At 63.2% G+C, this 26,634-nt stretch carries 29 protein-coding genes; 15 read left to right on the forward strand and 14 right to left on the reverse strand.

The genetic code is table 11. From position 1 onward, the window contains the following. Positions 1-210: 210 nt before the first annotated feature. Entirely contained in the window at positions 211-540 is a 330-nt protein-coding gene (gene sutA, locus JOE27_RS17605; RefSeq protein WP_046786948.1) for a transcriptional regulator SutA, read from the forward strand. 80 nt (positions 541-620) lie between these two features. On the opposite strand, the gene JOE27_RS17610 is transcribed toward sutA, so the two are convergent. The 6 genes from JOE27_RS17610 to JOE27_RS17635 are packed head-to-tail and all read right to left on the reverse strand — an operon-like array spanning position 621 to position 5,231. Continuing rightward, positions 621-1,316 carry an HAD family hydrolase gene (locus tag JOE27_RS17610; protein ID WP_204919348.1) on the reverse strand — a complete coding sequence of 232 codons (696 nt, stop codon included), beginning with the start codon at positions 1,314-1,316 and terminating at the stop codon, positions 621-623. Continuing rightward, entirely contained in the window at positions 1,313-2,212 is a 900-nt protein-coding gene (gene xerC / locus JOE27_RS17615) for a tyrosine recombinase XerC (RefSeq protein ID WP_012312189.1), read from the reverse strand. The genes JOE27_RS17610 and xerC overlap by 4 nt, the downstream gene beginning before the upstream one ends. Beyond that, positions 2,212-2,922 (reverse strand): DUF484 family protein, encoded by a 711-nt coding sequence (locus JOE27_RS17620; protein ID WP_012312190.1) that lies wholly within the window; start codon positions 2,920-2,922, stop codon positions 2,212-2,214. The genes xerC and JOE27_RS17620 overlap by 1 nt, the downstream gene beginning before the upstream one ends. A 13-nt stretch (positions 2,923-2,935) precedes the next feature. Further along, entirely contained in the window at positions 2,936-3,766 is an 831-nt protein-coding gene (gene dapF / locus JOE27_RS17625; protein WP_046786951.1) for a diaminopimelate epimerase, read from the reverse strand. A 4-nt stretch (positions 3,767-3,770) separates the two neighbouring features. Next, the gene (gene lysA / locus JOE27_RS17630; protein WP_174141053.1) at positions 3,771-5,018 is read right to left on the reverse strand and encodes a diaminopimelate decarboxylase; all 1,248 of its coding nucleotides are present in this window, start codon (positions 5,016-5,018) and stop codon (positions 3,771-3,773) included. A 9-nt stretch (positions 5,019-5,027) separates the two neighbouring features. Beyond that, positions 5,028-5,231, reverse strand: coding sequence for a lipoprotein (locus JOE27_RS17635; protein ID WP_012312193.1), 204 nt, complete (start codon positions 5,229-5,231; stop codon positions 5,028-5,030). 252 nt (positions 5,232-5,483) lie between these two features. Here JOE27_RS17635 and cyaY point away from each other — a divergent pair, with 252 nt between their 5' ends. The 3 genes from cyaY to rnk all read left to right on the forward strand — a co-directional run bounded on the left by cyaY (position 5,484) and on the right by rnk (position 6,575). After that, positions 5,484-5,816, forward strand: coding sequence for an iron donor protein CyaY (gene cyaY, locus JOE27_RS17640; protein ID WP_204919350.1), 333 nt, complete (start codon positions 5,484-5,486; stop codon positions 5,814-5,816). Between the two features lies 1 nt (position 5,817). Further along, complete coding sequence (locus JOE27_RS17645; protein ID WP_039601412.1) at positions 5,818-6,030, forward strand: DUF1289 domain-containing protein; 213 nt, start codon at positions 5,818-5,820, stop codon at positions 6,028-6,030. Between the two features lie 134 nt (positions 6,031-6,164). Continuing rightward, the gene (gene rnk, locus JOE27_RS17650) at positions 6,165-6,575 is read left to right on the forward strand and encodes a nucleoside diphosphate kinase regulator (protein WP_012312196.1); all 411 of its coding nucleotides are present in this window, start codon (positions 6,165-6,167) and stop codon (positions 6,573-6,575) included. Between the two features lie 4 nt (positions 6,576-6,579). On the opposite strand, the gene JOE27_RS17655 is transcribed toward rnk, so the two are convergent. From JOE27_RS17655 to JOE27_RS17665, 3 genes are all read right to left on the reverse strand, one after another. Further along, the gene (locus JOE27_RS17655) at positions 6,580-9,444 is read right to left on the reverse strand and encodes a class I adenylate cyclase (RefSeq protein WP_204919352.1); all 2,865 of its coding nucleotides are present in this window, start codon (positions 9,442-9,444) and stop codon (positions 6,580-6,582) included. Positions 9,445-9,590: 146 nt separating this feature from the next. Beyond that, a complete protein-coding gene (locus JOE27_RS17660; RefSeq protein WP_012312198.1) occupies positions 9,591-9,836 on the reverse strand; it encodes a TIGR02647 family protein in 246 nt (81 codons plus the stop codon). Positions 9,837-9,905: 69 nt separating this feature from the next. Then, positions 9,906-10,205 (reverse strand): hypothetical protein, encoded by a 300-nt coding sequence (locus JOE27_RS17665; protein ID WP_046786954.1) that lies wholly within the window; start codon positions 10,203-10,205, stop codon positions 9,906-9,908. Between the two features lie 148 nt (positions 10,206-10,353). Between JOE27_RS17665 and JOE27_RS17670 the strand changes: the two genes are divergently transcribed. Then, on the forward strand, positions 10,354-11,016 hold the full coding sequence (locus tag JOE27_RS17670) for a glutathione S-transferase (RefSeq protein WP_046786955.1): 663 nt from the start codon (positions 10,354-10,356) through the stop codon (positions 11,014-11,016). Positions 11,017-11,147: 131 nt separating this feature from the next. On the opposite strand, the gene argH is transcribed toward JOE27_RS17670, so the two are convergent. Then, positions 11,148-12,542 carry an argininosuccinate lyase gene (gene argH, locus JOE27_RS17675; RefSeq protein ID WP_115273312.1) on the reverse strand — a complete coding sequence of 465 codons (1,395 nt, stop codon included), beginning with the start codon at positions 12,540-12,542 and terminating at the stop codon, positions 11,148-11,150. Between the two features lie 309 nt (positions 12,543-12,851). Between argH and JOE27_RS17680 the strand changes: the two genes are divergently transcribed. The 7 genes from JOE27_RS17680 (at position 12,852) to JOE27_RS17710 (ending at position 19,246) form a co-directional block, all read left to right on the forward strand. Further along, positions 12,852-13,595 (forward strand): LytTR family DNA-binding domain-containing protein, encoded by a 744-nt coding sequence (locus tag JOE27_RS17680; protein WP_115273313.1) that lies wholly within the window; start codon positions 12,852-12,854, stop codon positions 13,593-13,595. Between the two features lie 133 nt (positions 13,596-13,728). Beyond that, the gene (hemC, locus tag JOE27_RS17685; RefSeq protein ID WP_125923595.1) at positions 13,729-14,670 is read left to right on the forward strand and encodes a hydroxymethylbilane synthase; all 942 of its coding nucleotides are present in this window, start codon (positions 13,729-13,731) and stop codon (positions 14,668-14,670) included. After that, complete coding sequence (locus JOE27_RS17690) at positions 14,667-15,434, forward strand: uroporphyrinogen-III synthase (protein ID WP_115273314.1); 768 nt, start codon at positions 14,667-14,669, stop codon at positions 15,432-15,434. The genes hemC and JOE27_RS17690 overlap by 4 nt, the downstream gene beginning before the upstream one ends. A gap of 45 nt (positions 15,435-15,479) precedes the next feature. Beyond that, positions 15,480-16,580 (forward strand): uroporphyrinogen-III C-methyltransferase, encoded by a 1,101-nt coding sequence (locus tag JOE27_RS17695; protein WP_115273315.1) that lies wholly within the window; start codon positions 15,480-15,482, stop codon positions 16,578-16,580. Further along, positions 16,577-17,815: a heme biosynthesis protein HemY gene (locus JOE27_RS17700; RefSeq protein WP_046786960.1), complete on the forward strand. Its 1,239-nt coding sequence runs from the start codon at positions 16,577-16,579 to the stop codon at positions 17,813-17,815. Before JOE27_RS17695 ends, JOE27_RS17700 begins: the two co-directional genes overlap by 4 nt. Positions 17,816-18,038: 223 nt before the next feature. Then, on the forward strand, positions 18,039-18,545 hold the full coding sequence (locus tag JOE27_RS17705) for a disulfide bond formation protein B (RefSeq protein ID WP_046786961.1): 507 nt from the start codon (positions 18,039-18,041) through the stop codon (positions 18,543-18,545). 230 nt (positions 18,546-18,775) lie between these two features. Further along, on the forward strand, positions 18,776-19,246 hold the full coding sequence (locus tag JOE27_RS17710; protein WP_046786962.1) for an Rsd/AlgQ family anti-sigma factor: 471 nt from the start codon (positions 18,776-18,778) through the stop codon (positions 19,244-19,246). A gap of 9 nt (positions 19,247-19,255) precedes the next feature. On the opposite strand, the gene JOE27_RS17715 is transcribed toward JOE27_RS17710, so the two are convergent. After that, positions 19,256-19,921 (reverse strand): FKBP-type peptidyl-prolyl cis-trans isomerase, encoded by a 666-nt coding sequence (locus JOE27_RS17715; protein WP_204919354.1) that lies wholly within the window; start codon positions 19,919-19,921, stop codon positions 19,256-19,258. 224 nt (positions 19,922-20,145) lie between these two features. Between JOE27_RS17715 and JOE27_RS17720 the strand changes: the two genes are divergently transcribed. Continuing rightward, positions 20,146-21,195, forward strand: coding sequence for an AlgP family protein (locus JOE27_RS17720; RefSeq protein WP_204919356.1), 1,050 nt, complete (start codon positions 20,146-20,148; stop codon positions 21,193-21,195). Here the strand turns inward: JOE27_RS17720 and JOE27_RS17725 are convergent. Continuing rightward, positions 21,171-21,653 (reverse strand): TIGR02444 family protein, encoded by a 483-nt coding sequence (locus tag JOE27_RS17725; RefSeq protein ID WP_125923597.1) that lies wholly within the window; start codon positions 21,651-21,653, stop codon positions 21,171-21,173. The genes JOE27_RS17720 and JOE27_RS17725 overlap by 25 nt on opposite strands. Before the next feature lie 50 nt (positions 21,654-21,703). Here JOE27_RS17725 and JOE27_RS17730 point away from each other — a divergent pair, with 50 nt between their 5' ends. Both JOE27_RS17730 and JOE27_RS17735 read left to right on the forward strand, forming a co-directional pair. Then, entirely contained in the window at positions 21,704-23,614 is a 1,911-nt protein-coding gene (locus tag JOE27_RS17730) for an ATP-binding cassette domain-containing protein (protein ID WP_115273319.1), read from the forward strand. 180 nt (positions 23,615-23,794) lie between these two features. Continuing rightward, positions 23,795-24,427, forward strand: a complete 633-nt coding sequence (locus tag JOE27_RS17735) for a LysE family transporter (RefSeq protein WP_012312213.1) — start codon at positions 23,795-23,797, stop codon at positions 24,425-24,427. Between the two features lie 28 nt (positions 24,428-24,455). Here the strand turns inward: JOE27_RS17735 and JOE27_RS17740 are convergent, their stop codons facing one another. Together JOE27_RS17740 and JOE27_RS17745 are read right to left on the reverse strand one after the other, a co-directional pair. Further along, positions 24,456-25,208, reverse strand: coding sequence for a slipin family protein (locus tag JOE27_RS17740; RefSeq protein ID WP_012312214.1), 753 nt, complete (start codon positions 25,206-25,208; stop codon positions 24,456-24,458). Between the two features lie 2 nt (positions 25,209-25,210). Then, a complete protein-coding gene (locus JOE27_RS17745; RefSeq protein ID WP_204919358.1) occupies positions 25,211-26,560 on the reverse strand; it encodes a nodulation protein NfeD in 1,350 nt (449 codons plus the stop codon). Positions 26,561-26,634 lie beyond the last annotated feature (74 nt).

The raw sequence follows: 26,634 nt of genomic DNA on the forward strand, positions 1-26,634 counted from the left end.
AGGCTTGCCATTAGCGTGTGGACAGCAAGGGCTGCAAGGTTTTGTCAGGTCCTGCCAGGAGCAGGGCCTGCCGGGCGGGGCGTCCCATCAGGAGTGCCGTCCCAAGGGCAGTGGCCAACCCACGGCCAGTTGAATTTTCACTGGTGGCTGCCGGTCTACGGCTGCACTGGTCTATAACCAACCTGCTTTTCGCAAGTCATGAGGTAGAACATGAGCGACGACGATCTGGAAAATGATGACCTCGAAGTAGGCGACGAAGACGAGGCTGATGATAGCCTCGACGCTGCGGCTGGCGATGGCGCCGAAGACGCTGGCGATGACGACAGCAGCCCGGCACCGGTTGCCAAGGGCAAATCCAAGGCGGCTGTCTCGGTAGACGAGATGCCGAGCATGGAAGCCAAGCAAAAGGAGCGTGATGCCCTGGCCAAAGCGATGGAAGAATTCCTTTCGCGCGGTGGCAAGGTGCAGGAAGTCGAGGCCAATGTAGTCGCCGACCCGCCCAAGAAGCCGGACAACAAGTACGGCAGCCGCCCTATCTGAGTGGCTGAACACCAAAAAGCCCGCCGTCGCTGCGGGCTTTTTTGTGGCTACTGGTTTTCACTGCCGCAAAGCGGCCCCTGTCAGCGCCAGCGCGCAAGTATGTCGGGCAGCTGCGACAGGCGCTGGACTTCGGCATCCGGCGCCGCTTCCCCCAACCAGGCCTTGCCCTGGGGGTTGAACCACACCGCACGCAAGCCTGCGCGCTGGGCGCCGCCAATGTCATCACCGGGGTGATCGCCAACATGCACGGCGGCACTGGCCTCTACTTCGCCACGCTTCAGCGCTTCGATGAAGAGCGCCGGGTCTGGTTTGCCTATCCCCAGGTCCTCGGCGCACAGGGCGAAGCGGAAGTAATCGGCCAGGCCCAGGCGGCGTACGTCGGCATTGCCATTGGTGACCACGCCCAGGGTGTAGTGGTGGCGCAGAATTTCCAGCACCGGCTGCACTTCGGGGAACACCTCGACCTGATGCCGGGCATGCAAGAACACCTCAAACCCTTCGTTGGCCAGCTCCTGAGCGTGCTTTTCGCTGTATCCCACCTCTTCCAGCGCATGGAACAGCACACGCCGGCGCAGGGCGCTGATACGGTGCTTGAGGCCCGGCTCGGCCTGCACCAGACGTTCGCGGATGGCGAACAGGTGTTCCACCGGCACGCCGCCAAGTATTGGAGCGTTGGCCTGCAGCCAGTCGCGCAGCACGACTTCCGCGCTGGCAATCACTGGCGCGGTGTCCCACAGGGTGTCGTCAAGGTCGAACGTGATCAGCTTGATGCTCATGAGTCTGTGCCTTTGCTGCGTTTGGCCCGTGGGTGGGCGCTGTCGTACACCGCGGCCAGGTGCTGGAAGTCCAGGTGGGTGTAGATCTGTGTGGTGCTGATGTCGGCATGGCCGAGCATTTCCTGCACCGCCCGCAGGTCCTGGGACGATTCCAGCACATGGCTGGCGAATGAATGGCGAAGCATGTGCGGGTGCAGGTGCTGGCCCAGTTCGCGTTCACCGGCTGCCTTGACCCGCATCTGGATAGCCCGTGGCCCAAGGCGATTGCCTTGGCGGCTGATGAAGACGGCGCCGTCACGCGGGCCGCCGATGCCGCGTAGCCGCAACCACTGCTGCATGGCCTCGCGCGCCTTGCGGCCGACGGGCAGCACGCGCGCCTTGCCACCTTTGCCGAGCACCTGTACCAGGCCGGCAGCAAGGTCCAGGTGCTCAAGGTCGAGGTTGGTCAGCTCGGACAGGCGCAGGCCAGAGGAATAGAACAGTTCGAGGATGGCCTGGTCGCGGCGGGCGATGAAGTCGTCGTCGACGCCGCCGTCGAGCAGTTGCAGGGCACGGTCGGTGTCCAGCACCTTGGGCAGCCGGCGCTCGCCCTTGGGCGCGCTCAGGCCGCTGGCGGGATCGTGCTGGCAGAGGCCTTCACGGTTCAGGTAGCGATACAGCCCGCGTACCGCCGACAGTAGCCGCGCCAGGCTGCGCGAGGACTGCCCCTGATGATGCTGGCGGGCGATCAGTTGGCGCAGTTGCTGGATCTGCAAGGCGCCCCAGCCCGCGATGCCTTGGGTGTTGCAGTATTCGATGACCTTTTCGAGGTCGCGGCGGTAGGCCAGCAGCGTGTGTTCGGACACCTGGCGCTCGTTGCGCAGGTGGGCGCAATAAGCCTCCAGCTGGCGTTCCATCAGCGCACCGGGCGCAGGGGCTGGGTAACGCGCGGGACCACGCGGCCGAGCACTTCGGCGATGTAGCCAAGGAACAGGGTGCCGACGCTGCTCTTGTAGTGTTGCGGGTCGCGGCTGCCTATTGCCAGCACGCCGTGCAACCCTTGGTACTCCAGGGCAGCGACGGCGCTGGAGCCCACTTCATGGTGCTGCTCCTCACCGAACAGGAAGGCCAGTTCGTGCTCACGCAGGTTGCCACTGACTGTCTTGCCGCCGCCCAGCAGCCCGCCGATGGCCTGCTGGGCCTCGGCATTACTGACCCAACGGCCGACCGGTGCTGCATGGTCACCGAACAGGATCAGGCTGACGAACGGGACCTGGAACTCCTGGCGCAGGCTGTCTTCGACCGCCATGACCACTTCTTCCAGGCTGCCGGCATCGAGCAGGTCGAGGATCAGCCGGCGAGTCTTTTCGAACAGCCGGTCGTTGTCCCGGGCCACGTCCATCAGTTGCGACAGGCGATGGCGCATCTCGATGTTGCGATCGCGTAGCAGTTTGAGCTGGCGTTCCACCAGCGACACGCTGTCGCCACGCTGGTGAGGGATACGTTGCTCGACCAGCAGTTCGTCGTGTTCGGCGAAAAAGGTCGGGTGGGCGCGCAGGTAGGCGACCACCGCTTCGGCATCGAGCTCACTGGACTGCTGGGGTACAACCTTGGGCTGATCGGTCATGGCGGTTACTCGCTTAGAGACGAACCTGTCCTTCGTAGACGCGTACGGCTGGGCCAGTCATCAACACGGACGTGCCGGGGCCGGCCCACTCGATGTGCAGGCGCCCACCAGGCAGGTCCAGGGACACCGGAGAGTCCATCCAGCCCTGGCTGATGGCTGCCACGGCTGCTGCACAGGCACCGGTGCCGCAGGCCTGGGTCTCGCCAGCGCCACGTTCCCATACCCGCAGGTTGGCGCGGTGGCGGTCAACGACCTGGAGGAAACCGGCGTTCACCCGCTGCGGGAAGCGTGGGTGGTTCTCGATTTTCGGGCCCAGGCCATGAACCGGCGCAGTACGTATGTCATCGACGCGCAGCACGGCATGCGGGTTACCCATGGACACGGCAGCAATAGAGTGCAACTCGCCGTCGACTTCCAGCGGGTAATTGAGCGCCTGCTCATCAGCGACGAATGGGATTTCGGCGGGAATGAAGCGCGGCGGGCCCATGTCGACACACACCTGGCCGTCGTTCTGCACGTCCAGCTCGATGATGCCGCCCTTGGTTTCAACACGGATGCGCTTTTTCGCGGTCAAGCGTTTGTCCAGCACGAACCGTGCGAAGCAGCGCGCACCGTTGCCGCATTGCTCCACTTCCGAACCGTCGGCATTGAAGATCCGGTAGCGGAAATCCACTTCCGGATTGTTCGGTGCCTCGACGATCAGCAGCTGGTCGAAGCCGATGCCGGTGTGGCGGTCGCCCCATTGCTTGGCGTGCTTGGGCTGGATATGTGCGTGCTGGCTGACCAGGTCCAGGACCATGAAGTCATTGCCCAGCCCATGCATCTTGGTAAAACGCAGAAGCATGGGGTCACTCCGGCAGCAGGCTTTCGCCAGCGTACAGTTCGGCAATGGTCTCGCGACGGCGGACTTCGAAAGCCTGATCGCCGTCGACCAGGATTTCCGCACAACGGCCACGGGTGTTGTAGTTCGAGCTCATGACGAAACCATAGGCGCCCGCAGACTGCACAGCCAGCAGGTCACCTTCGGCCAGGTTCAGCTGGCGGTCCTTGGCGAGGAAGTCGCCGGTCTCGCAGATTGGCCCGACCAGGTCGTAGGCACGGCCTTCGCCCTCACGTGGGGTGACCGCGCTGACGCCCATCCAGGCCTGGTACAGGGCTGGGCGGATCAGGTCGTTCATCGCCGCATCGATGATGGCGAAGTCTTTGTGTTCGGTGTGCTTGAGGTATTCCACGCGGGTCAGCAGGGCACCGGCGTTGGCTACGATGTAGCGGCCTGGCTCGAACACCAGGGCCAGGTCACGACCGCCGACGCGCTCGCGGATGGCCTTGATGTAATCGGCTACCAGTGGCGGCTCTTCGTCGCGATAGCGCACGCCAACACCGCCGCCCAGGTCCAGGTGGCGCAGGTGGATGCCGCAATCGGCCAAGCGGTCGACCAGGTCCAGCAGGCGGTCGAGGGCGTCGAGGAAGGGCTCTACGGTGGTCAGCTGCGAACCGATGTGGCAGTCGACACCGACCACTTCCAGGTTGGGCAGCTGCGCGGCACGCACGTAGATGGCTTCGGCGTCGGCGATGGCGATGCCGAACTTGTTCTCTTTGAGGCCGGTGGAAATGTACGGGTGGGTGCCGGCATCGACGTCCGGGTTGACCCGCAGCGAGACCGGGGCAACCTTGCCCATCTCGGCGGCAACCACCTGCAGGCGCTCCAGTTCGTCGGTGGATTCGACGTTGAAGCAATGAACGCCGACTTCCAGCGCCCGGCGCATGTCTTCGCGGGTCTTGCCGACGCCGGAGAACACCACACGGTCAGCCCGCCCACCGGCGGCCAGTACCCGCTCCAGCTCACCGCCGGAAACGATGTCGAAGCCTGCGCCCATGCGAGCCAGAACGTTCAGCACGCCAAGGTTGGAGTTGGCCTTGACCGCGAAGCACACCAGGTGCTCGATACCTTGCAGGGCATCGGTATAGCTGCGGTACTGGGCCTCGATGTGGGCGCGCGAGTACACGTAGGTGGGGGTGCCGAAACGTTCGGCGATGGCCGACAGGGCCACGCCCTCCGCGAACAGTTCACCGTCGCGGTAATTGAAAGCGTTCATCTGATTTCCTTACTGCTCTGGCGTTTGCTCGGGCTCGATTGGCTGCTCATCCTGTGGCTGGACAGGCTGAGCGTGCTGGTGCTGATGCGACTTCTGGCTGCCCTTGCCGTCCTTGCCGTCTTCTGGCAGGTACAGGGGGCCTTTCTGACCGCAGGCCGAAACGAGGCAGGCAACCGCGACCAGCGCCGCGAGCGAGGAAATCAGGCGCTTCATGGGTGAAATCCTTTGAAATATGCAGTATTGCGCCCGAGTATACCGAGCGACTGCCGGATTGCCTATGCAAGAGCCGGTCCGCCGGGCGGGCAGAAATTAGCCACAAGCGGCGAGCGGCAAGCGGCAAGAAAAAGCGCTCAGGTGTACGCTGTGCTTTTTCTTGCAGCTTGGAGCTCGCCGCTTGCGGCTGGCGCCAAGCGCCCGTATCGTGCCCGGCCTGCCTGTAACGCAGCCAATTTCGAGGTTCCTGCAATGAGTTTGAGCGAAGCGCGTTTCCATGATCTGGTCGACGCCACCCAACAGGCCCTGGAAGACCTGTTCGACGAGAGCGGCCTGGACCTGGACATGGAGAATTCCGCCGGCGTCCTTACCATCAAGTTCGACAACGGCAGCCAGCTGATCTTCAGCCGCCAGGAGCCACTGCGTCAGCTTTGGCTGGCCGACCGCTCCGGTGGCTTCCACTTCGACTACGACGAAGAGAGCGGCAAGTGGGTCTGCGAGAAGAGCGAAGAGCTGCTGGGCGAGATCCTCGAGCGGATTGTCTGGGAGCGGGCCGGCGAAAAGCTGGACTTCGACGAGATCTGAGATGAGCGCCCAGGCGCGGCCCGCCAAGCCGCTTTACAGCAACGTCAGCCCAGCGGTGCCGTCGCCGTGCATCAGCGTGTGCCGGCTGGATGAACAGCGCGTTTGCACCGGTTGCCACCGCCATGTCGAGCACATTCGTGAGTGGCGCTCGGCCGACGACGAACGGCGCCGGCAGATTTGCCGCGAAGCCGAGGCCTTGCGCGCGCAGGCTTGAGTATTTGCCCGGCTGTGGTAGTGTCGGGTTATGCGTCGGTGACGCCAAAGCACTCATCAAACCCCGCCCTCTGGGCGGGGTTTTGCTTTATCTGCCCCTAGAAAACCAACTGTTCAATGGAGTCTGACTGGATCATGAGCACCAAGCCTTCCCTCATCCTTACCCGATTGGACGTGCAGCGTCTGGAGCGCCTGATCGACAGCCTCGACGAAAGTACCCCGGGTGTGCTCGCCCTGCAGGACGAGCTGGACCGCGCCGAGCAGGTGGTCGGTCACGAGGAGGTGCCGGCTGGTGTTGTGACCATGAATTCGCGCGTGCACTGCCGCGAAGAAGCCAGTGGCAAGGACTACCACCTGACCCTGGTGTATCCGAAGGATGCCGGCGGCGAAGGCAAGGTATCGATCCTGGCGCCGATCGGTTGCGCACTGCTGGGCTTGTCGGTGGGCGAGCAGATCGACTGGCCTGCGCCGGGGGGCAAGACCCTCAAGCTCAAGTTGCTGGCCGTCGAGTACCAGCCTGAAGCTGCGGGCGATTTCGACCTCTGAGGGTTCAAGGCTCCAGGGTTGCCTGCAACTGCGCCAGGCCATCGTTCAGAGCCTGCTCCAGCTCGCGCTTGTAGCGCAGGTAGAGGAGGGTCGAGCCCCGTTCGTCATCGAGCAGTTCGGACAGGTCAAGATCTGTGATGTAACAGCGGTAGTGCCCGGCGCTGCGGCGCTGGCTGAGAATCTGTCGGGCGACCACGGTATAGAGCTCATCGCCATGGTCAAGCTCGGAAAACTCCTGCTGATTGCAATAGAGCGTGACATGCATGTCATCGCCCGTGCCGGCCTGGACGATGGCCTGCACCTCGTAATACGGCTGATCATTGAGGTCGTCTGGCGTTGGCCGCGGCTCTATGCTGCGGGCCTTGCCCGGCCCCGAGGGCAGCAGTTGCGCATAGTGGGTCTGCAATGGTACTTGCTGCAGGTTGTCCAGCGGCACGCGTGCGTCGTGGCGCATTACCATCGAGCGCAGAAAGCGCTGCAGCGGCAGCAGCAGGTGGTTTTCGTCGTGCAAGGGCAGGCGTTGCTGCCACAGGGCATTGTACTCATCCAGCACATACAGGTCGGCCCAGCCCTCGAGCAGGCGGTAGAACACCTGGATGCAGCCGGGGCGTGCGTTTTCCAGTACCAGTGGCAGGTCGTGGTCCTGCAGGGCATTGGCATCCAGGTACAGCGGGCTGTAGGTGCTGCGTTCTTCGCCCAGGCATTCGAGTACGGCCTCATGCTCTGCGAGGGTGGTCAGGCTGACCTGGCCGGGCAGCAGTTCCAGCACGTGTGTGTGCTGCGCCACCTGGAGCAGGTAGCGGTGGTTGCGCCCCTGATCTAGCAACAGCTGCACCGTGTCGAAAATCTCCTCGACCCGCTGGCTGATGGCCTGGGCGCGGTTGTGGCAGAAACAGCGCACCCGCACGCGCGGCCGGTGGCTGCGCTGGCCGAGGCTGTTGAGGAAATCGCGCAGGCAACGTGCCAGGGCGTGCTCGCCGTCGTAACGCTGGACCAACACTTCGTTCCAGCTGTTGAGGGTAATCTGGTCGAGGGTCAGCACCAGGTTTTCGCGAACGCCCGCGTAGCTCAGCGAGTCGGTTCGCTCGGTGGTCATCAGGATGTTCAAGTCGCGATGGTGTCGCAACGGATCGACACCGACGTTGACCAGCAGCAGAATCTCGTTGGCCACGCTCGGTTGCAACAGGCGCACTTCACTGACGGTTTCCAATGGCAGAGGGATGCTCTGCTGCAGGCTGCCGAGCAGGTTGAACAGCTCGAACTCGTTCAGGTCACTGGCGCCGGGGTGCAGCGCCAGGCGCGTGGTGCTGTCGATGACGCCGTTGCGGTGTGCCCAGGTCAGCAGCTCGATCAGCTCTCGGCAGCGTTTGATCGGGCTGAAGTGCTCCCATTCGTGAACACTGAGGTTACCGTTGTACAGGCCCCAGTGATGGCTGCCCGGTTCCTTGCGGTTCGGCGACTGGACCAGGGTCAGGGTGTCCTCGGCGAGGTCCGGGGCAATGCCGGGGTTGATCACTTCTATCTTGCCGGCACGGCGCTCGAACGCGGCATAAAGGCGCCGGCCCAGCACATTCAGGTCACGCTGGTCGGCGCGGCTGCTGGCATTGTTGTTTTGCGCGAACTGGCTGAGGAAGCGGTAGCTATGGTTCAGCTCGGCAACCAGCTCGCGGCGCTCCACGGCGACCTGACGCACTTTCCATTGGCTGCGGCTGTCGAGCAACGCCAGTTGGCGCTCGTCCCAACCCCACTCATCGACCAGGCGTTTGAGCAACCGGCGCTGCCAGCCGTTGCTTCGTGCGCGGTCCAGGCCGCTGAGTTTCTTGTTGACCTTCAGGTAAAGGCTGCGCCTTGCCAGCTCCAGCCGCCTGGTTTCACCGCGCGCTTGCAGGTAGCGTTCGATGCGCCGGTAAACCATCACATAGGGATCGAGCGCGTCGAGGTCGAGGTGGTTGGCGAATACCGCCTGCTTGTAGTCCAGGCTCAGGCAGCGCACGGCTGGATGTTCGCTGGCGTAGGCCTCGGTCAGCAACAGCTTGAGCAGTGACTTGTAAGGTGAGTCGATACCTTTGAACAGCTGCCACAGGCCAGCGCCGACGAATTCGCCGGCCGGGATGTGGGCCAGGTTGCCGAGATCGAGGGCATCGGTGCTGCGGATGAAACGCTTGGACAGCAAGGTTTCGGTATAGCTGCTGTAGTTGCGCTCTTCATACGCTGGCACCAGCCACCAAAGCGGTGTGCGCCCGGCCAGCCAGATGGCCGTGCGGTAGAACTCGTCGAGCAGCAGGTAGTGCTGGGTGGTGCCACAATCGTCAGAGCTCAGCTGGCTGTCGCGCAGGCCTTGGGCGAAGCTTTGCGGGTCGATCAGGAAGCAGTGTGCTTCGGCGCCCAGGCTGGCGGCCCAGGTTTCGAGCAACTGGCATTTGCGTCGCAGTTCATCGAGCTGGCTGTCACCCAGGCCGGGGGCATGACAGACCCACAGGTCGATGTCGCTTTGCTCAGCCTGGGCCAGCGTGCCAAGGCTGCCCATCAGGAACAGGCCGTGGATCGGGCGGTTGGGGTTGCCCAGGCGTGTCTTGTACGTGAACGATCGCGCCAGGCGCTGGCCTTCGGCGACCAGATTGGCATCGGGCTCGAAGCCCGACACGCCGGCCGGAGTGCTACCTGAAACATAGCCAGGCAGCAGCGGGTGGTTGACGTGAAACAGCAGTGGTAGCAGGGTCAACACCTGTTGCTGGCGGGTCGAAAGCCCATCCATGGCGCGCTGTAGCCGGCCTGTATTCAGTTGCAGAAACCGCGCACGCAATTTCGCCAGCACCTTGCGGTCGATGCCTTCGTCGATATCGGGGCGGATTTCGTGGGGGTGGGTCATTGCACACTCAGGGCAGGCCGGGGGAGCTCTGGCGAGTTTAGCCTGAGTAATGCACTCGGATAAGCGGCAATTGGAGTTTTGACGCCATTTTTCTTGCGCCTTGGCGGGCCCCATCGCCGGCTTGCCAGCGATGGGGCGGGGCAGGTTTATGCCGGCTGGGGCGACTTGAGAATGTTCAGCAGCAGTTGCACGCTTTCGACTGCGTCATGCCCAAGGCTGGTGAGGTAACCGCCATCGGGCTGATCGGTCAATTGCTTTTCATGCAGGCGTCGAGCTGCTGCGACCAGCGCGGGGGAGGCATTGGCGTGAATCTTGATGCCTTCCTGGCTGCTGTCCAGGTTGAACAGGGCAAGGACTTCCAGTTCAGCAATCAGTTCGGGGGTGAAGGACATGGCGACTCCTGACTTCCAGACGAGGATGGCGGCACCGCCAGCGGTGCCTGACCCTGGAGTGTAGCCGGGTTATTCGTCCTCGCCTTGATCTGCCTCAGGTGGCAGCTCGGGCAGAGCGCGCAGGGCGGTTTCGTACCACTCGGTGTTGAACGGACGGTCCTCGTCGAGCATGTTGTCGATCTCGATGGCCAGCACGTGGGCCATGAGGTTGAGGATGTCTTCGCGCTCGTAGCCAACCAGGCTCAGCTTGTTGAACGTAGCCTTGGCTGCCGGCGGTTCGCCGCTTTCGATCTGGTTTTCGATGGCCTGGGTCAGCGTCGCCTCGGCGAAGGCTTCGTCGTCATTGTCGATGTCGGTGGGCTCGCTCATGGCGCTACTCCTGTGATTGGGCACACAGTGTGCCATGCCCGCGTCGGCAATGCCCGGTCATCGACCGGGTGCATGACGCTGGTCAGGCACTGGCGTAACGAGCTATAAAAGCCCGGCCAATCCCCTACGGCCTGGAGGCTGTTACCCCATGCTCAAGCTTCACGGATTCTCGGTCAGCAACTACTACAACATGGTCAAGCTGGCCCTGCTGGAAAAGGGCCTGCCGTTCGAAGAGGTCACCTTCTATGGTGGTCAGACGGCTCAGGCGCTGGACGTCAGCCCGCGCGGCAAAGTGCCGGTGCTGCAGACCGAACACGGCTTGCTCAGCGAAACCGGTGTGATTCTCGACTATATCGAGCAGACCCAGCCGGGTAAGGCGCTGCTGCCAGCCGACCCGTTCGAGCAGGCCAAGGTGCGCGAGCTGCTCAAGGAGATCGAGCTGTACATCGAGCTGCCGGCCCGTACCTGCTATGCCGAGTCGTTCTTTGGCGCGGCGGTAGAGCCCTTGATCAAGGAGCGCGCGCGTGCGGATCTGCTGGCGGGGTTCGCCACGTTGAAGCGCAATGGCCGTTTTGCACCCTATGTAGCCGGTGAACAACTGACGATTGCCGACCTGATGTTCTGCTTCTCGGTCGACCTGGCTTGTGCAGTAGGCAAGAAGGTGCTGAACGTCGACTTCCTCGCCGACTTCCCTGAGGCCAAGGCGCTGCTGCAGAAAATGCACGAAAACCCGCATATGGCGCGGATCGTGGCAGACAAGGAGGCGGCGATGCCGGCCTTCATGGAGATGATTCGCAGCGGTAAGCGCTGAAGACCAGGGCTGCCTTGCAGCCCAATCGCCGGCAAGCCGGCTCCTACTGGTACTGCACAGGGCTTGAAGCCGATGCGGTCGAGTGGGAGCCGGCTTGCCGGCGATCGAGGGCCAAGCCCTCGCAATGGCGCTTAGCGCGAAGCCAGCAGCGCCTTGCCACGTACAACGGCAGCACGCACCTGCGCCGGCGCAGTGCCGCCAATGTGGTCGCGGGCATTCACCGAGCCTTCCAGGGTCAGCACGGCGAACACATCCTGCTCGATCTGGTCGCTGAACTGGCGCAGTTCGTCCAGGCTCATCTCGGCCAGGTCCTTGCCGGTGTCGACGCCATACTTCACGGCATGGCCGACGATTTCGTGGCAATCACGGAACGGCAGGCCGCGGCGCACCAGGTAGTCGGCCAGGTCGGTGGCGGTAGAGAAGCCGCGCAGGGCCGCTTCGCGCATGATCGCGTGGCGTGGCTTGATGGCTGGGATCATGTCGGCAAAGGCACGCAGCGAATCGCGCAGGGTATCGGCGGCGTCGAACAGCGGCTCCTTGTCTTCCTGGTTGTCCTTGTTGTAGGCCAGCGGCTGGCCTTTCATCAAGGTCAGCAGGCCGGTCAGGGCGCCGAACACACGGCCGCTCTTGCCACGCACCAGCTCCGGCACGTCCGGGTTCTTCTTCTGCGGCATGATCGAGCTGCCAGTGCAGAAACGGTCGGGCAGATCGACGAACTGGAACTGGGCGCTGGTCCACAGCACCAGCTCTTCGGAGAAGCGCGACAGGTGCATCATCGCCACGCTGGCGGCAGCGCAGAATTCGATGGCGAAATCACGGTCCGAAACGCCATCCAGCGAGTTGCCGGCAACGGCTTCGAAACCCAATAGCTTGCAGGTCAGCTCGCGGTCGATCGGGTAGGTGGTGCCAGCCAGCGCAGCGCTGCCCAGAGGCATGCGGTTGGCGCGCTTGCGGCAGTCGACCAGGCGCTCGTAGTCACGGCTGAGCATTTCGAACCAGGCCAGCAGGTGGTGGCCGAAGGTGACTGGCTGAGCGGTCTGCAGGTGGGTGAAGCCCGGCATGATGGTTTCGGCTTCACGCTCGGCCTGTTCCAGCAGGCCCTGCTGCAGGCGGGTGATCTCGGCCAGAATCAGGTCGATCTCGTCGCGCAGCCACAGGCGGATGTCGGTGGCGACCTGGTCGTTGCGGCTACGGCCGGTGTGCAGCTTCTTGCCGGTAATGCCGATGCGGTCGGTCAGGCGTGCTTCGATGTTCATGTGCACGTCTTCGAGGTCGACGCGCCAGTCGAAATTGCCGGCTTCAATTTCACCCTGGATGGTGTTCAGGCCATCGATGATGGTGTCGCGCTCGGCATCGCTGAGTACACCGACCTGCGCCAGCATGGTGGCGTGGGCGATCGAACCCATGATGTCGTGGCGGTACAGGCGCTTGTCGAAATCGACCGAGGCGGTGAAGCGGGCGACGAAGGCGTCGACGGGTTCACTGAAGCGGCCGCCCCAGGACTGATTGGTCTTGTCGGTGCTCATGGATTCACTCGTTGAAGGCGTGAACGAAAAAGTGGCGCCGATAATAGCAGGGTTGGGCTTGTGGCCGAAGGACGCCGGTCGACAGAAATCGGCAGAAAACAGCGCTCAATGCAGGTGAAGACGATATTCAACGATTGAACGGCAGTGTTCCACGGACCGTCTACAGTTGGACAAAGGACTGGCAGCGAATCTGCCGGCGCAGTGAATCTTTGGCCATCGTATTGGTCTAGAGCGTGACCGCAGTGTCGCTCGACCTGCAACTGTCTACGCTATACCTGTGCGAGACTCACTCAGGAATCCAGAGCAATTATGAATGTCCTGATCGTTGATGACGAACCCCAAGCCCGTGAACGCTTGACGCGGTTATTCGGGGAACTGGAGGGGTACACCGTGCTGGAGCCCAGCGCCACCAACGGCGAGGAGGCCCTGGCCCTGATCGAAAGCCTCAAGCCCGATGTGGTCCTGCTGGACATCGGCATGCCGGGCCTCGATGGCCTGCAGGTCGCGGCCCGCCTGTGCGAGCGCGAAGCGCCACCGTCGGTGGTGTTCTGCACCGGTGACGATGAATACGGCGCAGAGGCTTTCACGGACAGCACCCTCAGCCATGTAACCAAACCGATCCATCCCCATGCCCTGCGCGATGCCTTGCGCAAGGCTGAGAAACCCAGCCGTACGCAGTTGGCGGCGCTGACCCGGCCGGGCAGTGAAGGGGGTGGCCCGCGCAGCCATATCAGCGCGCGTACGCGCAAGGGCATCGAGCTGATCCCTTTGCCGCAGGTGATCTATTTCATCGCCGACCACAAATATGTGACGTTGCGCCATGAAGCAGGTGAAGTGCTGCTTGATGAGCCGCTCAAGGCCCTGGAAGATGAGTTCGGCGAACGCTTCGTGCGTATCCACCGCAACGCCCTGGTAGCCCGCGAGCGCATCGAACGCCTGCAGCGCACGCCGCTTGGGCATTTTCAACTGTTCCTCAAGGGCCTGGATGGTGATGCCTTGACTGTCAGCCGCCGGCATGTGGCTGGCGTACGCAAGATGATGCAGACGCTGTGATCCCTGCAGGGCCCTCATCTCCGGCAAACGGCGATGAGGGCGCACAAGGCAAAACTGGATCGTGACCCACATCTGCTAGCGAAACCGACGGAGCTGTTATCATCGGCGGTATTCCTAAGCATTGGGGCGTTCCATGTCCACTCGCGAAATCCGCATTGCCACCCGTAAAAGTGCCTTGGCCCTGTGGCAGGCCGAATACGTCAAAGCCCGCCTCGAACAGGCGCACCCTGGCCTTCGGGTGACTCTGGTGCCCATGGTCAGCCGCGGCGACAAACTGCTCGACGCGCCGCTGGCGAAGATCGGCGGCAAAGGCCTGTTCGTCAAGGAGCTGGAAACCGCCCTGCTGGACAATGAGGCCGACATCGCCGTGCATTCGATGAAGGACGTACCCATGGACTTCCCCGAAGGCCTGGGCCTTTACTGCATCTGTGAACGTGAAGACCCGCGCGATGCCTTCGTTTCCAACCATTTTCCCAGCCTTGAGGCTCTGCCTGCCGGTAGCATCGTCGGCACCTCCAGCCTGCGCCGTCAGGCCCAGTTGCTGGCGCGCCGCCCTGACCTGCAAATCCGCTTTCTGCGCGGCAACGTCAACACTCGCCTGGCCAAGCTCGATGCCGGTGAGTATGACGCCATCATCCTTGCCGCGGCGGGCCTGATCCGCCTGGGCTTCGAAGAGCGCATCACCGCCAGCATCAGCGTCGACGACAGCCTGCCGGCCGGTGGCCAGGGCGCAGTGGGCATCGAATGCCGTAGCGCAGACAGCGAGATCCATGCGCTGTTGGCGCCTTTGCACCACGCCGATACCGCTGACCGTGTGGTGGCCGAACGAGCGTTGAACAAGCACTTGAACGGCGGCTGCCAGGTACCGATTGCCTGCTATGCCGTGCTCGAAGGCGAGCAACTATGGCTGCGCGGGCTGGTTGGCCAGCCCAGCGGTGGGACCCTGCTGGTGGCTGACGCCCGTGCACCGCGGGCATCCGCCGAAACGTTGGGGGTGCAGGTGGCCGAAGACCTGCTGGGCCAAGGTGCCGCGGCCATTCTCAAGGAAGTCTACGGTGAGGCCGGGCACCCGTGAGCCCCTGGCGCCTGTTGCTGACCCGTCCTGAAGAGGACTGCGCGGCGCTGGCGCAGACGCTGGCAGCTGCCGGCATTGCCAGCGCCTGCCTGCCCTTGCTGGCGATCGAGCCAGTGCAACCGGACGCTCGGCAGCGCCAGCAGCTTGCCGGGCTAGGGCAGTGCCAGGCCATGATCGTGGTCAGTAAACCTGCAGCCAGGTTGCTGCTTGCGCAACTCGCACAAGCAGGGCTGCAGCCCCCTTCAGCCGGATGGTTCACTGTAGGTGAAGCCACGGCGGCGGTGTTGCAGTCTGCGGGGCTGACGGTGACTTACCCTGCACAGGGTGACGACAGCGAAGCCTTGCTCACGCTCCCGGCCTTGCACGAGGCTATGGCGGGGCCTGCGCCACGTGTCCTGATCGTGCGTGGTGTAGGGGGTCGCGAACTGCTGGCCGAGCGTCTTGCAGAGCAAGGTGCTAGTGTCGATTATCTGGAACTGTATCGTCGTTGTCTGCCGGTGTATCCGGCGGGCACGCTGGTGGGTCGCATCGAAGCGGAACGCCTGAACGGCGTGGTGGTCAGCAGTGGGCAGGGTCTTGAACACCTGCAACGGATGGCCGCTGCCGATTGGCCGCGTGTGGCGCGCTTGCCATTGTTCGTGCCGAGCCCCAGGGTGGCCGAGCAGGCCAGGGCCGCAGGGGCACAACAGATTGTGGATTGCCGTGGCGCGAGTGCCACGGCCTTGCTGGCAGCCGTGCAGCGCAGCGCTGCACCTGCCTCTTAAGGCGCTAAGCTCAGAGCGACGCGCCCCCATGCAAAGGATGGATACGTGAGCGAAACTGTCTTGTCCCACAATGATCAGCCGTCGGCGCAGGAGCCGACGCAACCCGTCACCCCCCCACCTGCCAAACGTTCCGGCACAGGCCTGGCCTTGCTGGCATTGTTGGTGGGTGCCGCTGGGGTCGCAGTGGGCGGGTGGGGTGTCTGGCAGGTGCGGCATCTGCAAGGCAGTGAGCTGAGCCAGGGTGAGCACCTCGAGGCGCTTAGCCAGCGTGCCGCTGCACTGCAGCAGCGCGAGCAACAGATCAGTGCCCAGTTGGCCAGCCTGCCGGCAGCCAGCGAACTGGAAGACCGCCGCCGCCTGGTGGCGCAGTTGCAGGGTGACCAGCAGCGCTTGAGCCAGCGGCTTGAAACCGTGCTTGGCGAAAGCCGCAAGGAATGGCGCCTGGCCGAGGCCGAGCACCTGTTGCGCCTGGCCACCCTGCGGCTTTCGGCCCTGCAGGACATCACCAGCGCCAAGGCCCTGGTCGAAGGCGCCGACGAAATCCTGCGCGAGCAGAGCGACCCTGGCTCGTTTGCCGCGCGCGAGCAGTTGGCGCGTAGCCTGGCAACGCTCAACAGCACCCAGCAGCCGGACCGTACCGGTTTGTATCTGAAGCTGGCTGCCCAGCGGGAGTTGGTGCAGCAGCTCAACGCCCAGTCGCCGGAATTCGACAGCGATGCCGATGCCCTCGGTGCTTTGACCGCCGATGGCGATGGCGCCAGCCGCCTGGCGCAGTGGTGGGCGGAGATTTCCAAGTACTTCCAGATCGATTTCAACGCCGACGACAACGTCCGTCCGTTGCTGGCCGGGCAGTCGCTCAACCAGTTGCGCCTGGCCCTGAGCCTGACCATCGAGCAAGCCCAGTGGGCTGCGCTCAATGGCGACGCCAAGGTCTACACCCAGGCGCTGGATGATGCGCGCAGTGTGCTGGTGGCCAATTTCAACGCTGACAACCCGCAGAGCAAGGCCATGCTCGAAAGCCTCAATGCGCTGGCCGAGCAACCGGTGTCGGTGGTTACCCCGGACCTGAGCGAAAGCCTGGCTGCGGTGCAGGCGTATATCCAGCGCCGCCATCTGCCTGCCGAGGGTGAGGGGGGCAAACCATGAAACGTGTGTACCTGCTGGCCGTGCTGGCGATCGTGATCGCTGCGGCACTGGGCATCGCGGTGGCCAAGCACAGCGGCTACGTATTGATTTCCTACGGTGGCTTCCGTTACCAGTCCGGGCTGTGGGCGGCGCTCGCGGCGCTGGTTGCCGTGCTCGCACTGTTGTGGCTGCTGCGCTATCTGGTTGGGCTGGTGCTGACGTCCAGTGGTGTGGTCAACCCCTGGTCGCGACGCAACCGCAGCCGTCGCATTCGCATCGCAATCGAGCAGGGCCAGCTGGACCTCGCCGAGGGTCGTTGGGCCAGCGCCCAACGTCACTTGCACCGCGCCGCCGAGGCCGAACGCCAGCCATTGCTGTATTACCTCGGTGCCGCGCGTGCGGCCAATGAACAGGGGCGAACGGAAGACAGGGACAACCTGCTCGAGCGTGCACTGGAGCGTCAGCCCCAGGCGGAACTGGCGGTCGCCCTGGCCCATGCGCAATTGCAGATGGACCGTGGCGAAAGCGATGGCGCCCTGGAAGCCCTGCTGGCCATGCAGGAGCGGCACCCGCACAACAATCAGGTCTTGCGCTTGTTGCAGCGCCTGTATCTGGAGCGCGGCGACTGGTCGGCGTTGATTCGCCTGTTGCCCGACTTGCGCAAGGGCAAAGTGCTGCCGGCCGAGGAACTCGCTGCACTGGAACAGCGTGCCTGGGGTCAGAACCTGGGGCTTGCGGCGACCCGTGGCGACGATGAGCAAAGCGCCCGTCAGTCGTTGGAGCGCGCCTGGCAACAGCTGACTGCGGCCCAGCGTCAGGAGCCCCGGTTGGTGCTGGCTTATGCCGAACAACTGCGCCAGGTGGGCGCTCAAGGCGAAGCCGAACAGGTACTACGCGCTGCCCTCAAGCGTGACTACGAAAGCCACCTTGCGCGCCTGTATGGCCTGGTGCGCGGCGATGATCCGGCGCGTCAACTGCAAACAGCCGAGGGCTGGCTCAAGGCGCATCCCCAGGACCCGAGCCTGTTGCTGACGCTTGGACGCCTTTGCTTGCAGAACCGCCTTTGGGGCAAGGCGCGCGATTACCTGGAAAGCAGCTTGCGCATGGAGCGCAACCCGGAAACCTGCGCCGAACTGGCCCGGCTGCTGGCTGGCCTCGGTGAGACCGAACGCAGTAACCAGCTGTTCCAGGAAGGCCTGGGCCTGCTTGATGAGCGGTTGTTGGCCCTGCCATTGCCCGAGGCCGTGCGCGCCTGAGAGGCCCCATGAGCCCGCACTGAAGGCGGGCTCATGGGGTGGTTGGTGAGTCTCGCGATACCTGTTTTCTTCTGTAATGCGCTTCGCAAGAAATTTCCCACAATGCGAGTGGAAATTTCTTCTACCCCTCAGTGACTTATCTCCCCTGTAGTGCCTTGAAACAAAGCACATCTTTCCTCTACCGTTCCAAGCCACTCAATTTGCCCCGGGACCACCACCTTTCATGTTGCCGGCCCGCTTGCGCACGTTTTTTCTACCGGCCTGCCTTGCCTCGTTGGCGGTGCTGGTCGCGTCCTTTTACCTGGAGCGCACCCTCGGTCTGGTGCCTTGCCCGCTGTGCTTCAGCCAGCGGTTTCTGTTGGGTGTGTATGCCATGATCTGCCTGTGTGCGGCCGTGCATGCGTCGGGCGTTGCGGCTGTGTGCCAGTATGCGCGAGCAGCCCTGGGCTGTTCGGCAGCCGGGGCCCTGCTGGCGGCCAGGCATGTCTGGATACAAGGGGAAATTGGTACAAGCCACGAGTGCCCGGCGCCTTTCTGGCATGTAGTGGAAAGCTCCTGGCGTGAAGCGGCCCGTCAACTCTTGCTCGGCGGCCCCGATTGCAGCTCGTTGACCTGGAGCTTTCTTGACCTGACCTTGCCCGAATGGAGCCTGCTGGCCTTCTTGCTGCTGGCAGTGCTGCCCTTGACCTGCCTGCTGGCGTATCGTTTCCGCACACTGGGCAAAGCTTGAGTTGGCGCGGCTGCGGTAGCCGGCACGACCAGTGGTGATACCCCAGGGTATTAAACACTTGTATGAACTTTGTCTGCTGCGTACCTTGAAGGGCAGCACGCGCGGGAATAATCTCCCAGCACGCATACCAAAAACACAACTGCTCGATGCCGTCCTGCTGATGTCACCTTTGTACCGCACGATCGGGGTGCGAGGTGCAGCGGCATCTACCCAGAAGGGAAGAGATCGCCATGCTCGATAGTTGTCAGAACGCCCAGGAACGCTGGGGTGGGGTTCACAAGCTGATCGACACCTGGCTCAAGGAGCGGGAGGAGTTGGTTCAGGCCTTCGGTGCCTTGCGCGATGCCAAGCCGGCATTTGCGGACAAGGACAAGAGCCGCGACTTTTGTGCGGTGCTTGTCGATTACGTGTCAGCCTGGCATTTCGAGGTCAGTGAACAACTGGTCACCGAGGCCAAGGCGTTTGGTGACCAGAAAGCGCTGAAGCTGGCTGAAGAGATCAACCCGCGGATCAATGACATTACCCAGATTGCGCTGGCTTTCAATGACCATTGCGAGAAAGGTGATTGCAAGGACACTGAGCGCTTCGCCGATAAACTCGGCAAGCTCGGCAGCCTGCTGCACGAACGCTTCGAGCTCGAAGACTGCCTGATCGAGGTGTTGCACAACGCGCACAAGGAAGAAGACGCGGTCCAGGCCTGAGGGTCGACGTCAGCCGCCGACCGCCAGCAGCTCGATTTCGAACACCAGAGGTGTATAGGGCGCGATCAGATTACCCGCGCCCTCGGCACCGTAGGCTTGTGCCGAGGGGATCACCAGGCGCCATTTCGCTCCTGCTTTCATGTGTGGCAACGCCACCTGCCACCCTTCGATGACCGAGTCCAGGCTGAACCACTGTGGCTGCAGGTTCTGATCGAACACCGTGCCGTCAGGCAACTTGCCTACATAGCGTACTTGCACCTTGCCCTTGCGGTTGGGCTGCGCGCCGATACCACTTTTCAGTTCACTGTAGAGCACGCCCTCAGGCAGCTCATGCACACCGGCGCGTGCGCGTTCATTGGCCATGAAACGCGCCTCGATAGCTTGCAGTTTTTCCACTTCGGCTTGCACGGCGGCGTTGTTCGCCTGTTCTTCATGCTGCTGAAGAATGGCTTGCATGCGAGCCTTGTCGAGTTTGAGGGGCTGGTTCTGATAGGACTGGCGAAGGCCTTCAACCAACGCCTCCAGCTGCAATCCAGGCACTTCCTGGCGCAGTCGCTCTCCAAGGCTTGCGCCCAGGCTGTAGGCCACGTCGTGATCGCTGGCAGGAGCCGTTTCGGGGGCGGCGAGTGCGATAGGAGCCGCCAGGCACAGGCCGATAAAAAGATAACGAGGCATGGTCAACTCCGAGCTCAAGAGCTGCGAAGTATGCCAGCCTTGTTGCTTCGATTTGCGTAAATGTCGGCAACGATTTGCTAAGCAACTACACTTTCACGCAGCTGCAAGACAACAACTTTGCCCAGGCATGCAACGCGGCGCCAACGATACTGTCAACATGCCCTAGCGGCGGTAGCAGCACAAGCATAGTATTAGCCGCAAACTCGTCAGCCAGGAGGTAAACCATGTCGGCCAAGAAGAAGCCTGTAAGTACGCCGTTACACCTGCTCCAGCAACTTTCGGGCAGCTTGCTCGAACACTTGGAAGATGCCTGCTCGCAAGCGCTGGCTGATGCGGAAAAACTGCTGGCAAAGTTGGAAAAGCAGCGCGGCAAGGCCCAGGAAAAACTGCACAACGGTCGCCTGAAGTTGCAGGACGCGGCCAAGGCAGGTAAAGCCAAGGCCCAGGGCAAAGCCCAGAAAGCCATTGGTGAACTTGAGTCGTTGCTCGACTCGCTCAAAGAGCGTCAGACGCAAACCCGTACTTATATTCAGCAACTCAAACGCGATGCCCAGGAAAGCCTGAAGCTGGCCCAGGGTGTAGGCAAGGTGCGTGAGGCTGCTGGCAAGGCACTGGACCAGCGGGCTGTGGCAGCCAAATCGGCTAAGCCAGCCACTGCAAAAGCGCCTGCCAGAGCAGCGGCCAAACCTGCAGCAAGGCCGGCCGCCAAAGCTGCCGCAAAAGCGCCTGCCAAGGCCGCCGCTGCCAAGGCGCCGTCGCGCGCTGCTGCCAAGCCTGCTGCCGTAAAAGCCCCGGCCAAGGCTGCGGCTAAACCTGCAGCCAAACCGGCCGCTGCCAAAGTGGCTGCAGCCAAGGCGCCATCGCGCGCTGCTGCGGCCAAGCCAGCTACCACCAAGGCCCCGGCCAAAACCGCTGCTGCCAAGCCTGCCGCCAAACCAGCCGCTTCCAAAGGGGCTGCGGCTAAACCGGCCGCGGCCAAAGCGCCGGCTAAAACCACTGCAGCCAAGCCCGCTGCGAAAGCTGCCGCCAAGCCTGCAGCCAAGCCCGCTGCGAAAGCTGCCGCCAAGCCTGCAGCCAAGCCTGCAGCCAAGCCAGCCGCCAAAGCTCCGGCCAAGGCTGCGGCCAAACCTGCCGCTGCCAAGCCGGTCGCCAGCAAACCGGCTGAAGCCAAGCCGGCTACGCCTGCGGTGACCAACTCGGCAGGCCCCGCTACCCCGGCGCCGTCCTCGGCACCGGCAAGCACCTCGCCTCAGACGCCGTCTTCGGCCTCCTGAAGCCCTGTGGCGGCGACTCGCAGCTGAGCCAGCGAGTCGTGGCCACGGACCTGGTCGGGCGCCAGCCTGGCCAGCCAATCGTCTGCGGGCTCAAGCGAGCCCGTGGGCCATTGCCTTGCGCATTCCTCAAGGCGTTGCAGCAAGCGCTTCTCCGCCTGCAGTTCCAAGCCCTTTACGTGCTCACGCAACGCCTCCAGGTGCAGGTCATGCTGTGCGGCCGTCCGCCATTGCTGGCGCAAACTGCGTAGCGGCGTTACCACTTCAGTTTGCCAAGGCTCGGCAATGGCGCGCAAAGCGTCGATTCGCCCGGCTTCTACGGCGACACCTCGGGTTTGCAGCCAGCTTGCGCACAGCAGCAGGCACACATCGCCCCCCTGGGCCTGAACGCTCAGGCAAGCCGCTTCGACTCCCGGCCGGGCATACAGGGCCAGGGCGTAATTCCACAGGTCGGTGTACATGATTCCACTTACGCTCCGGGTCGAGGAAGCTGGTAGACTCCGCGACCATCATGATCAGACTATCCAACCTCACTTTACAGCGTGGTCCGCAGCGCTTGCTAGAAGGCGCCGAGATGACCCTGCACGCCGGTCACAAGGCCGGCCTGATCGGCGCTAACGGCGCCGGAAAATCCAGCCTGTTCGCCTTGCTGCGCGGTGAGCTGTCGCCTGATGGTGGCGACTGCCAGCTGCCGGGTGACTGGCGCATCGCCCACATGCGTCAGGAGGTCGATACGCTCGATCGCCTGGCCGTGGACTATGTGCTCGATGGCGACGCGCGCCTGCGCAAGGTCCAGACCGAGCTCGCCGTGGCCGAGACGGCCCACGACGGCACGGCCCTGGCACGCCTGCACAGTGAGCTGGAAAGCGCTGACGGCTATACCGCCGATGCCCGTGCGCGCAAATTGCTGGCCGGTCTTGGTTTTACCAACGAGCAGATGGACCGCCGCGTCGGCGACTTCTCCGGTGGCTGGCGGATGCGCCTGAACCTGGCCCAGGCCCTGATGTGCCCATCCGACCTGCTGCTGCTCGACGAACCGACCAACCACCTGGACCTCGATGCGATCCTGTGGCTCGAAGACTGGCTCAAGGGCTACCCGGGCACGCTGTTGCTGATTTCCCACGACCGCGATTTCCTGGATGCTGTTGTCGACCATGTATTGCACGTCGAGCAGCGCAAGCTGAACCTGTACAAGGGTGGCTATACCGCCTTCGAACGCACCCGTGCCGAGCGCCTGGCGCAGCAGCAGCAAGCCTACGAGAAGCAACAGGCCCAGCGTGCGCACATGGAAAAGTACATTGCCCGCTTCAAGGCCCAAGCCACCAAGGCCCGTCAGGCGCAGAGCCGGATCAAGGCCCTGGAGCGCATGGAAGAGCTGTCGGCGGCGCACGTCGATTCGCCGTTCGACTTCGTTTTCCGTGAATCGCAGAAGATTTCCAGCCCGCTGCTGAGCCTTTCCGAAGGCTGTCTGGGCTATGGCGACAAGGCGATCCTCGACAAGGTCAAGCTGCAGCTGGTGCCCGGTGCGCGCATCGGCCTGCTGGGCCCTAACGGCGCCGGCAAGTCGACCCTGATCAAGAACCTTGCCGGCGAACTAGCGCCGCTGTCGGGCCGCCTGGTGCTGGGTGAGAACCTGGCAGTCGGTTACTTCGCCCAGCATCAGCTGGACTCGCTGGACGACAAGGCTAGCCCGCTGTTGCACTTGCAGCGCATTGCGCCGGCCGAGCGCGAGCAGACCCTGCGTGACTTCCTCGGCGGGTTCGACTTCCATGGCGACCGCGTGGACGAGCCGGTGGTGAATTTCTCCGGGGGCGAAAAAGCCCGCCTGGCGCTGGCCCTGATCGCCTGGGAGCGGCCAAACCTGCTGCTGCTCGACGAACCGACCAACCACCTGGACCTGGAAATGCGCCTGGCGCTGACCATGGCGTTGCAGGAGTTTGCCGGTGCCGTGGTAGTCGTGTCCCACGACCGCCACCTGCTCAAGAGCACCACCGACGATTTCCTGCTGGTGGCCGATGGCAAGGTCGATACCTTCGATGGCGACCTGGACGACTACAGCCGTTGGCTGGTCGAGTACCGGCAGCGCAGCGCACCGGCTAGCAACGCGCCGGCCAACCCGGACAAGACCGACAAGAAGGCCCAGCGCCAGGCCGCCGCTGCCTTGCGCCAGCAACTGGCACCGCACAAGAAGGCTGCCGACAAGCTGGAGGCCGAGCTCAACCAGGTGCATGCGCAACTGGCCGAGATCGAAACCGCCTTGGGCGACAGCGGCCTCTACGAGGTGGCGCGCAAAGATGAACTGCGCGACCTGCTGGCCCGCCAGAGCAAGCTCAAGCAGCGCGAAGGCGAACTCGAGGAAGGCTGGATGCAAGCCCTGGAAACGTTGGAGAGCATGCAGGCCGAGCTTGAGGCGCTGTCCTGAAGCCTGGGTTGGCGCAGGCTTGAGGGCTAGATCGCTATAGGATTTGCGGATGCCAGGCCGGGCATTTACAGCACACCCGAAATACCCGGCTTGCCTTTGAACTCTGCAAAATTCGCTGGTTATTTTTTCGCCAAAACCTTAGCTTAACGTTTTGCAACATATGTTCGAGCGAGGTGTGTGATGTCGATGGAAGTGTGGTTGGGCTTCTTTGCCGCGTGTTGGGTGATCAGCCTTTCACCCGGGGCCGGGGCGATCGCCTCGATGTCCAGCGGCCTGCAATATGGTTTCTGGCGCGGCTACTGGAACGCGCTGGGCCTGCAGATTGGCCTGGTCGTGCAGATTGCCATCATCGCAGCGGGTGTCGGCGCCATCCTTGCCGCTTCCGCTACAGCGTTCACCATCATCAAATGGTTCGGCGTCGCCTACCTGGTCTACCTGGCCTACAAGCAATGGCGCGCTTTGCCGATGGACATGACCGATGAGTCCGCCGTGCGTCCGATCGGCAAGCCGTTGAGCCTGGTGTTCCGAGGTTTCCTGGTCAACGTCAGCAACCCCAAGGCGCTGGTGTTCATGCTCGCTGTACTGCCGCAGTTCATCAACCCGCATGCTCCGCTGTTGCCACAATACGTGGCGATCACGGTCACCATGGTCACCGTCGACATGCTGGTGATGGCGGGTTATACCGGCTTGGCTTCGAGGGTGCTGCGCCTGTTGCGCACCCCCAAGCAACAGAAGCGTTTGAACCGGACGTTCGCGGGCTTGTTCATTGGTGCTGCCACGTTCCTGGCGACCTTGCGCCGCGCACCTGTCTGACCGATTTGCGGGGCCTTGCGCAGGCCCCTCATTTCTCTCGGTCCATCATCCCCTTGAGCAAGTCCAACGGCATCGGAAACACGATGGTCGATGTCTTGTCCCCGGCAATCGACCCCAGCGTCTGCATGTAGCGCAACTGCATGGCCCCCGGCTCCTTGCTGAGCATCTGCGCGGCCTGCATCAACTTCTCCGACGCCTGCAGTTCCCCTTCGGCGTGGATGACCTTGGCCCGGCGTTCACGCTCGGCTTCGGCCTGACGGGCAATGGCGCGGACCATCGATTCGTTGAGGTCGACGTGCTTGATCTCGACGTTGGCCACCTTGATGCCCCAGGCATCGGTTTGCGCGTCCAGCACCTGGCGAATATCCAGGTTCAACTGCTCGCGCTCGGCCAGCAGCTCGTCCAGCTCATGTTTGCCCAGCACCGCACGTAGCGTTGTCTGCGCCAGCTGGCTGGTGGCGACCAGGAAGTCTTCGACCTGGATGATCGCCTTCTGAGGGTCGAGCACGCGGAAATACAGCACCGCATTGACCTTCACTGACACGTTGTCGCGGGTGATCACATCCTGCGGCGGTACATCCAGCACCACGGTGCGCAGGTCCACCCGAACCATCTGCTGGATCACGGGGATGAGCAGGATCAGCCCTGGGCCTTTGACCTGCCAGAAGCGCCCCAGCTGGAACACCACGCCGCGCTCGTATTCGCGCAAGATACGAAACGCCGACAGCAGTAAGACGCCCAGCAGCATCAGCAGGGCGCCGAAACCCAATTGCATGAACATCGTCATTCTCCTTGCGCCGTAGGGGCAGCAGCGCTCACTTCGAGCATCACGCCATGACGCGCGGTGACCCGCACCTGCTGGCCGAGCTGCAAGGGCGTAGTGCACTGGACCTGCCATTGTTCGCCCTGGGCCATTACCGCGCCACAGAACGGATTGCCTGCCACCACCTGAGAGACACTCACCAAGCTGCCGACCAGGCCGGCATCACCGCTGACCAAGGCCCGCTTGCGAGCTTTGAGGGCCATGCCCAACACGCCACCGATCAACAATGCCGAGAGCACCGCCAGGCTCGCGATCAACGCCAGCGGAATGCCAAAGCCGGGGGCGTCGGTGTCTATCAGGATGACCGCGCCCACCACGAACGCCACGATGCCGCCAAAGCCGACCACACCAAAACTGGGCAGGAACGCCTCGGCGATCATGAATGCGATACCGAGCATGACCAGCGCGACACCGGCAAAGCTCACCGGTAGCAATTGCAGGGCATACAGCGCCAGCAACAGGCAGATGCCACCGACCACGCCGCCCACGCCGGAGCCAGGGTTCATGAACTCGAACAGCAGGCCATAGACGCCGATCATGATCAGGATCAGTGCCACGCTGGGGTTGGTGATCACGGCCAAGAGGCGCGTGCGCCAGTCCGGCAGATGCTCGGCCAGGTTGGCGTCGCGGGTCTGCAACTGGCGCGGCTGGTCAGCGGCGATCAGGGTCTTGCCGTCGAGCTGGCGCAGCAGGTCAGGCAGGTCGTTGGCCACGTGGTCGATCACCTTCTGCTTGAGCGCTTCGCTGGCCGACAGGCTTACCGCTTCGCGTACAGCCTTTTCCGCCCAGTCGGCGTTGCGCCCGCGCAGCTGCGCCAGGCCGCGGATATAAGCGGCTGCATCGTTCACCTGCTTGCGCGCAAGGGCTTGTTCATTGGTGTCGGGCTTGGCCTTGTCATCCTTTGGTGTACCTGCAGGGCCGCCAATCTGCACGGGGGTGGCGGCGCCGAGGTTGGTCCCCGGCGCCATGGCCGCCACGTGGCTGGCATACAGGATGTAGGTGCCAGCGCTGGCAGCACGGGCACCGCCTGGGGCAACGAAGGTCGCAACCGGCACGGGGCTGGCGAGGATGACCTTGATGATCTGGCGCATGGCGCTGTCCAGGCCGCCGGGTGTATCCATGCGGATCACCACCAGTTGCGCGCCTTGTTCCTTGGCATGATCCAGGCCGCGCATAACATAGTCGGCGCTGGCCGGCCCTATGGCATCGTCGATGCTCAGCACCCAGATAGCCCCGGGCGCAGCCTGGCTGCCCGGTGCAAAGCCAAGCATCAGCACCAATAACCACCAGCGCCAGCAGCGAGCGATCACCTGTCGTCACCTTGTTCGCTTCTATACCCCAAGTTTAGCCATGCCTACCCAGGCAGGGCCTAAAATTGGAGATG

Source organism: Pseudomonas sp. M5, from assembly GCF_016907075.1.
Lineage (GTDB): Bacteria > Pseudomonadota > Gammaproteobacteria > Pseudomonadales > Pseudomonadaceae > Aquipseudomonas > Aquipseudomonas putida_E.

Coding starts and splice junctions, on each gene's coding strand:
- JOE27_RS17670 (WP_046786955.1), top strand. CDS start 10,354: ATGCTCAAGCTTCACGGATTCTCGGTCAGCAACTACTACAACATGGTC.
- JOE27_RS17655 (WP_204919352.1), bottom strand. CDS start 9,444: ATGACCCACCCCCACGAAATCCGCCCCGATATCGACGAAGGCATCGAC.
- JOE27_RS17680 (WP_115273313.1), top strand. CDS start 12,852: ATGAATGTCCTGATCGTTGATGACGAACCCCAAGCCCGTGAACGCTTG.
- rnk (WP_012312196.1), top strand. CDS start 6,165: ATGAGCACCAAGCCTTCCCTCATCCTTACCCGATTGGACGTGCAGCGT.
- xerC (WP_012312189.1), bottom strand. CDS start 2,212: ATGGAACGCCAGCTGGAGGCTTATTGCGCCCACCTGCGCAACGAGCGC.
- sutA (WP_046786948.1), top strand. CDS start 211: ATGAGCGACGACGATCTGGAAAATGATGACCTCGAAGTAGGCGACGAA.
- JOE27_RS17725 (WP_125923597.1), bottom strand. CDS start 21,653: ATGTACACCGACCTGTGGAATTACGCCCTGGCCCTGTATGCCCGGCCG.
- dapF (WP_046786951.1), bottom strand. CDS start 3,766: ATGCTTCTGCGTTTTACCAAGATGCATGGGCTGGGCAATGACTTCATG.
- JOE27_RS17660 (WP_012312198.1), bottom strand. CDS start 9,836: ATGTCCTTCACCCCCGAACTGATTGCTGAACTGGAAGTCCTTGCCCTG.
- JOE27_RS17740 (WP_012312214.1), bottom strand. CDS start 25,208: ATGTTCATGCAATTGGGTTTCGGCGCCCTGCTGATGCTGCTGGGCGTC.
- JOE27_RS17730 (WP_115273319.1), top strand. CDS start 21,704: ATGATCAGACTATCCAACCTCACTTTACAGCGTGGTCCGCAGCGCTTG.
- JOE27_RS17735 (WP_012312213.1), top strand. CDS start 23,795: ATGTCGATGGAAGTGTGGTTGGGCTTCTTTGCCGCGTGTTGGGTGATC.
- JOE27_RS17645 (WP_039601412.1), top strand. CDS start 5,818: ATGAGCGCCCAGGCGCGGCCCGCCAAGCCGCTTTACAGCAACGTCAGC.
- argH (WP_115273312.1), bottom strand. CDS start 12,542: ATGAGCACCGACAAGACCAATCAGTCCTGGGGCGGCCGCTTCAGTGAA.
- JOE27_RS17705 (WP_046786961.1), top strand. CDS start 18,039: ATGTTGCCGGCCCGCTTGCGCACGTTTTTTCTACCGGCCTGCCTTGCC.
- lysA (WP_174141053.1), bottom strand. CDS start 5,018: ATGAACGCTTTCAATTACCGCGACGGTGAACTGTTCGCGGAGGGCGTG.
- hemC (WP_125923595.1), top strand. CDS start 13,729: ATGTCCACTCGCGAAATCCGCATTGCCACCCGTAAAAGTGCCTTGGCC.
- JOE27_RS17610 (WP_204919348.1), bottom strand. CDS start 1,316: ATGAGCATCAAGCTGATCACGTTCGACCTTGACGACACCCTGTGGGAC.
- cyaY (WP_204919350.1), top strand. CDS start 5,484: ATGAGTTTGAGCGAAGCGCGTTTCCATGATCTGGTCGACGCCACCCAA.
- JOE27_RS17620 (WP_012312190.1), bottom strand. CDS start 2,922: ATGACCGATCAGCCCAAGGTTGTACCCCAGCAGTCCAGTGAGCTCGAT.
- JOE27_RS17720 (WP_204919356.1), top strand. CDS start 20,146: ATGTCGGCCAAGAAGAAGCCTGTAAGTACGCCGTTACACCTGCTCCAG.
- JOE27_RS17715 (WP_204919354.1), bottom strand. CDS start 19,921: ATGCCTCGTTATCTTTTTATCGGCCTGTGCCTGGCGGCTCCTATCGCA.
- JOE27_RS17700 (WP_046786960.1), top strand. CDS start 16,577: ATGAAACGTGTGTACCTGCTGGCCGTGCTGGCGATCGTGATCGCTGCG.
- JOE27_RS17710 (WP_046786962.1), top strand. CDS start 18,776: ATGCTCGATAGTTGTCAGAACGCCCAGGAACGCTGGGGTGGGGTTCAC.
- JOE27_RS17635 (WP_012312193.1), bottom strand. CDS start 5,231: ATGAAGCGCCTGATTTCCTCGCTCGCGGCGCTGGTCGCGGTTGCCTGC.
- JOE27_RS17665 (WP_046786954.1), bottom strand. CDS start 10,205: ATGAGCGAGCCCACCGACATCGACAATGACGACGAAGCCTTCGCCGAG.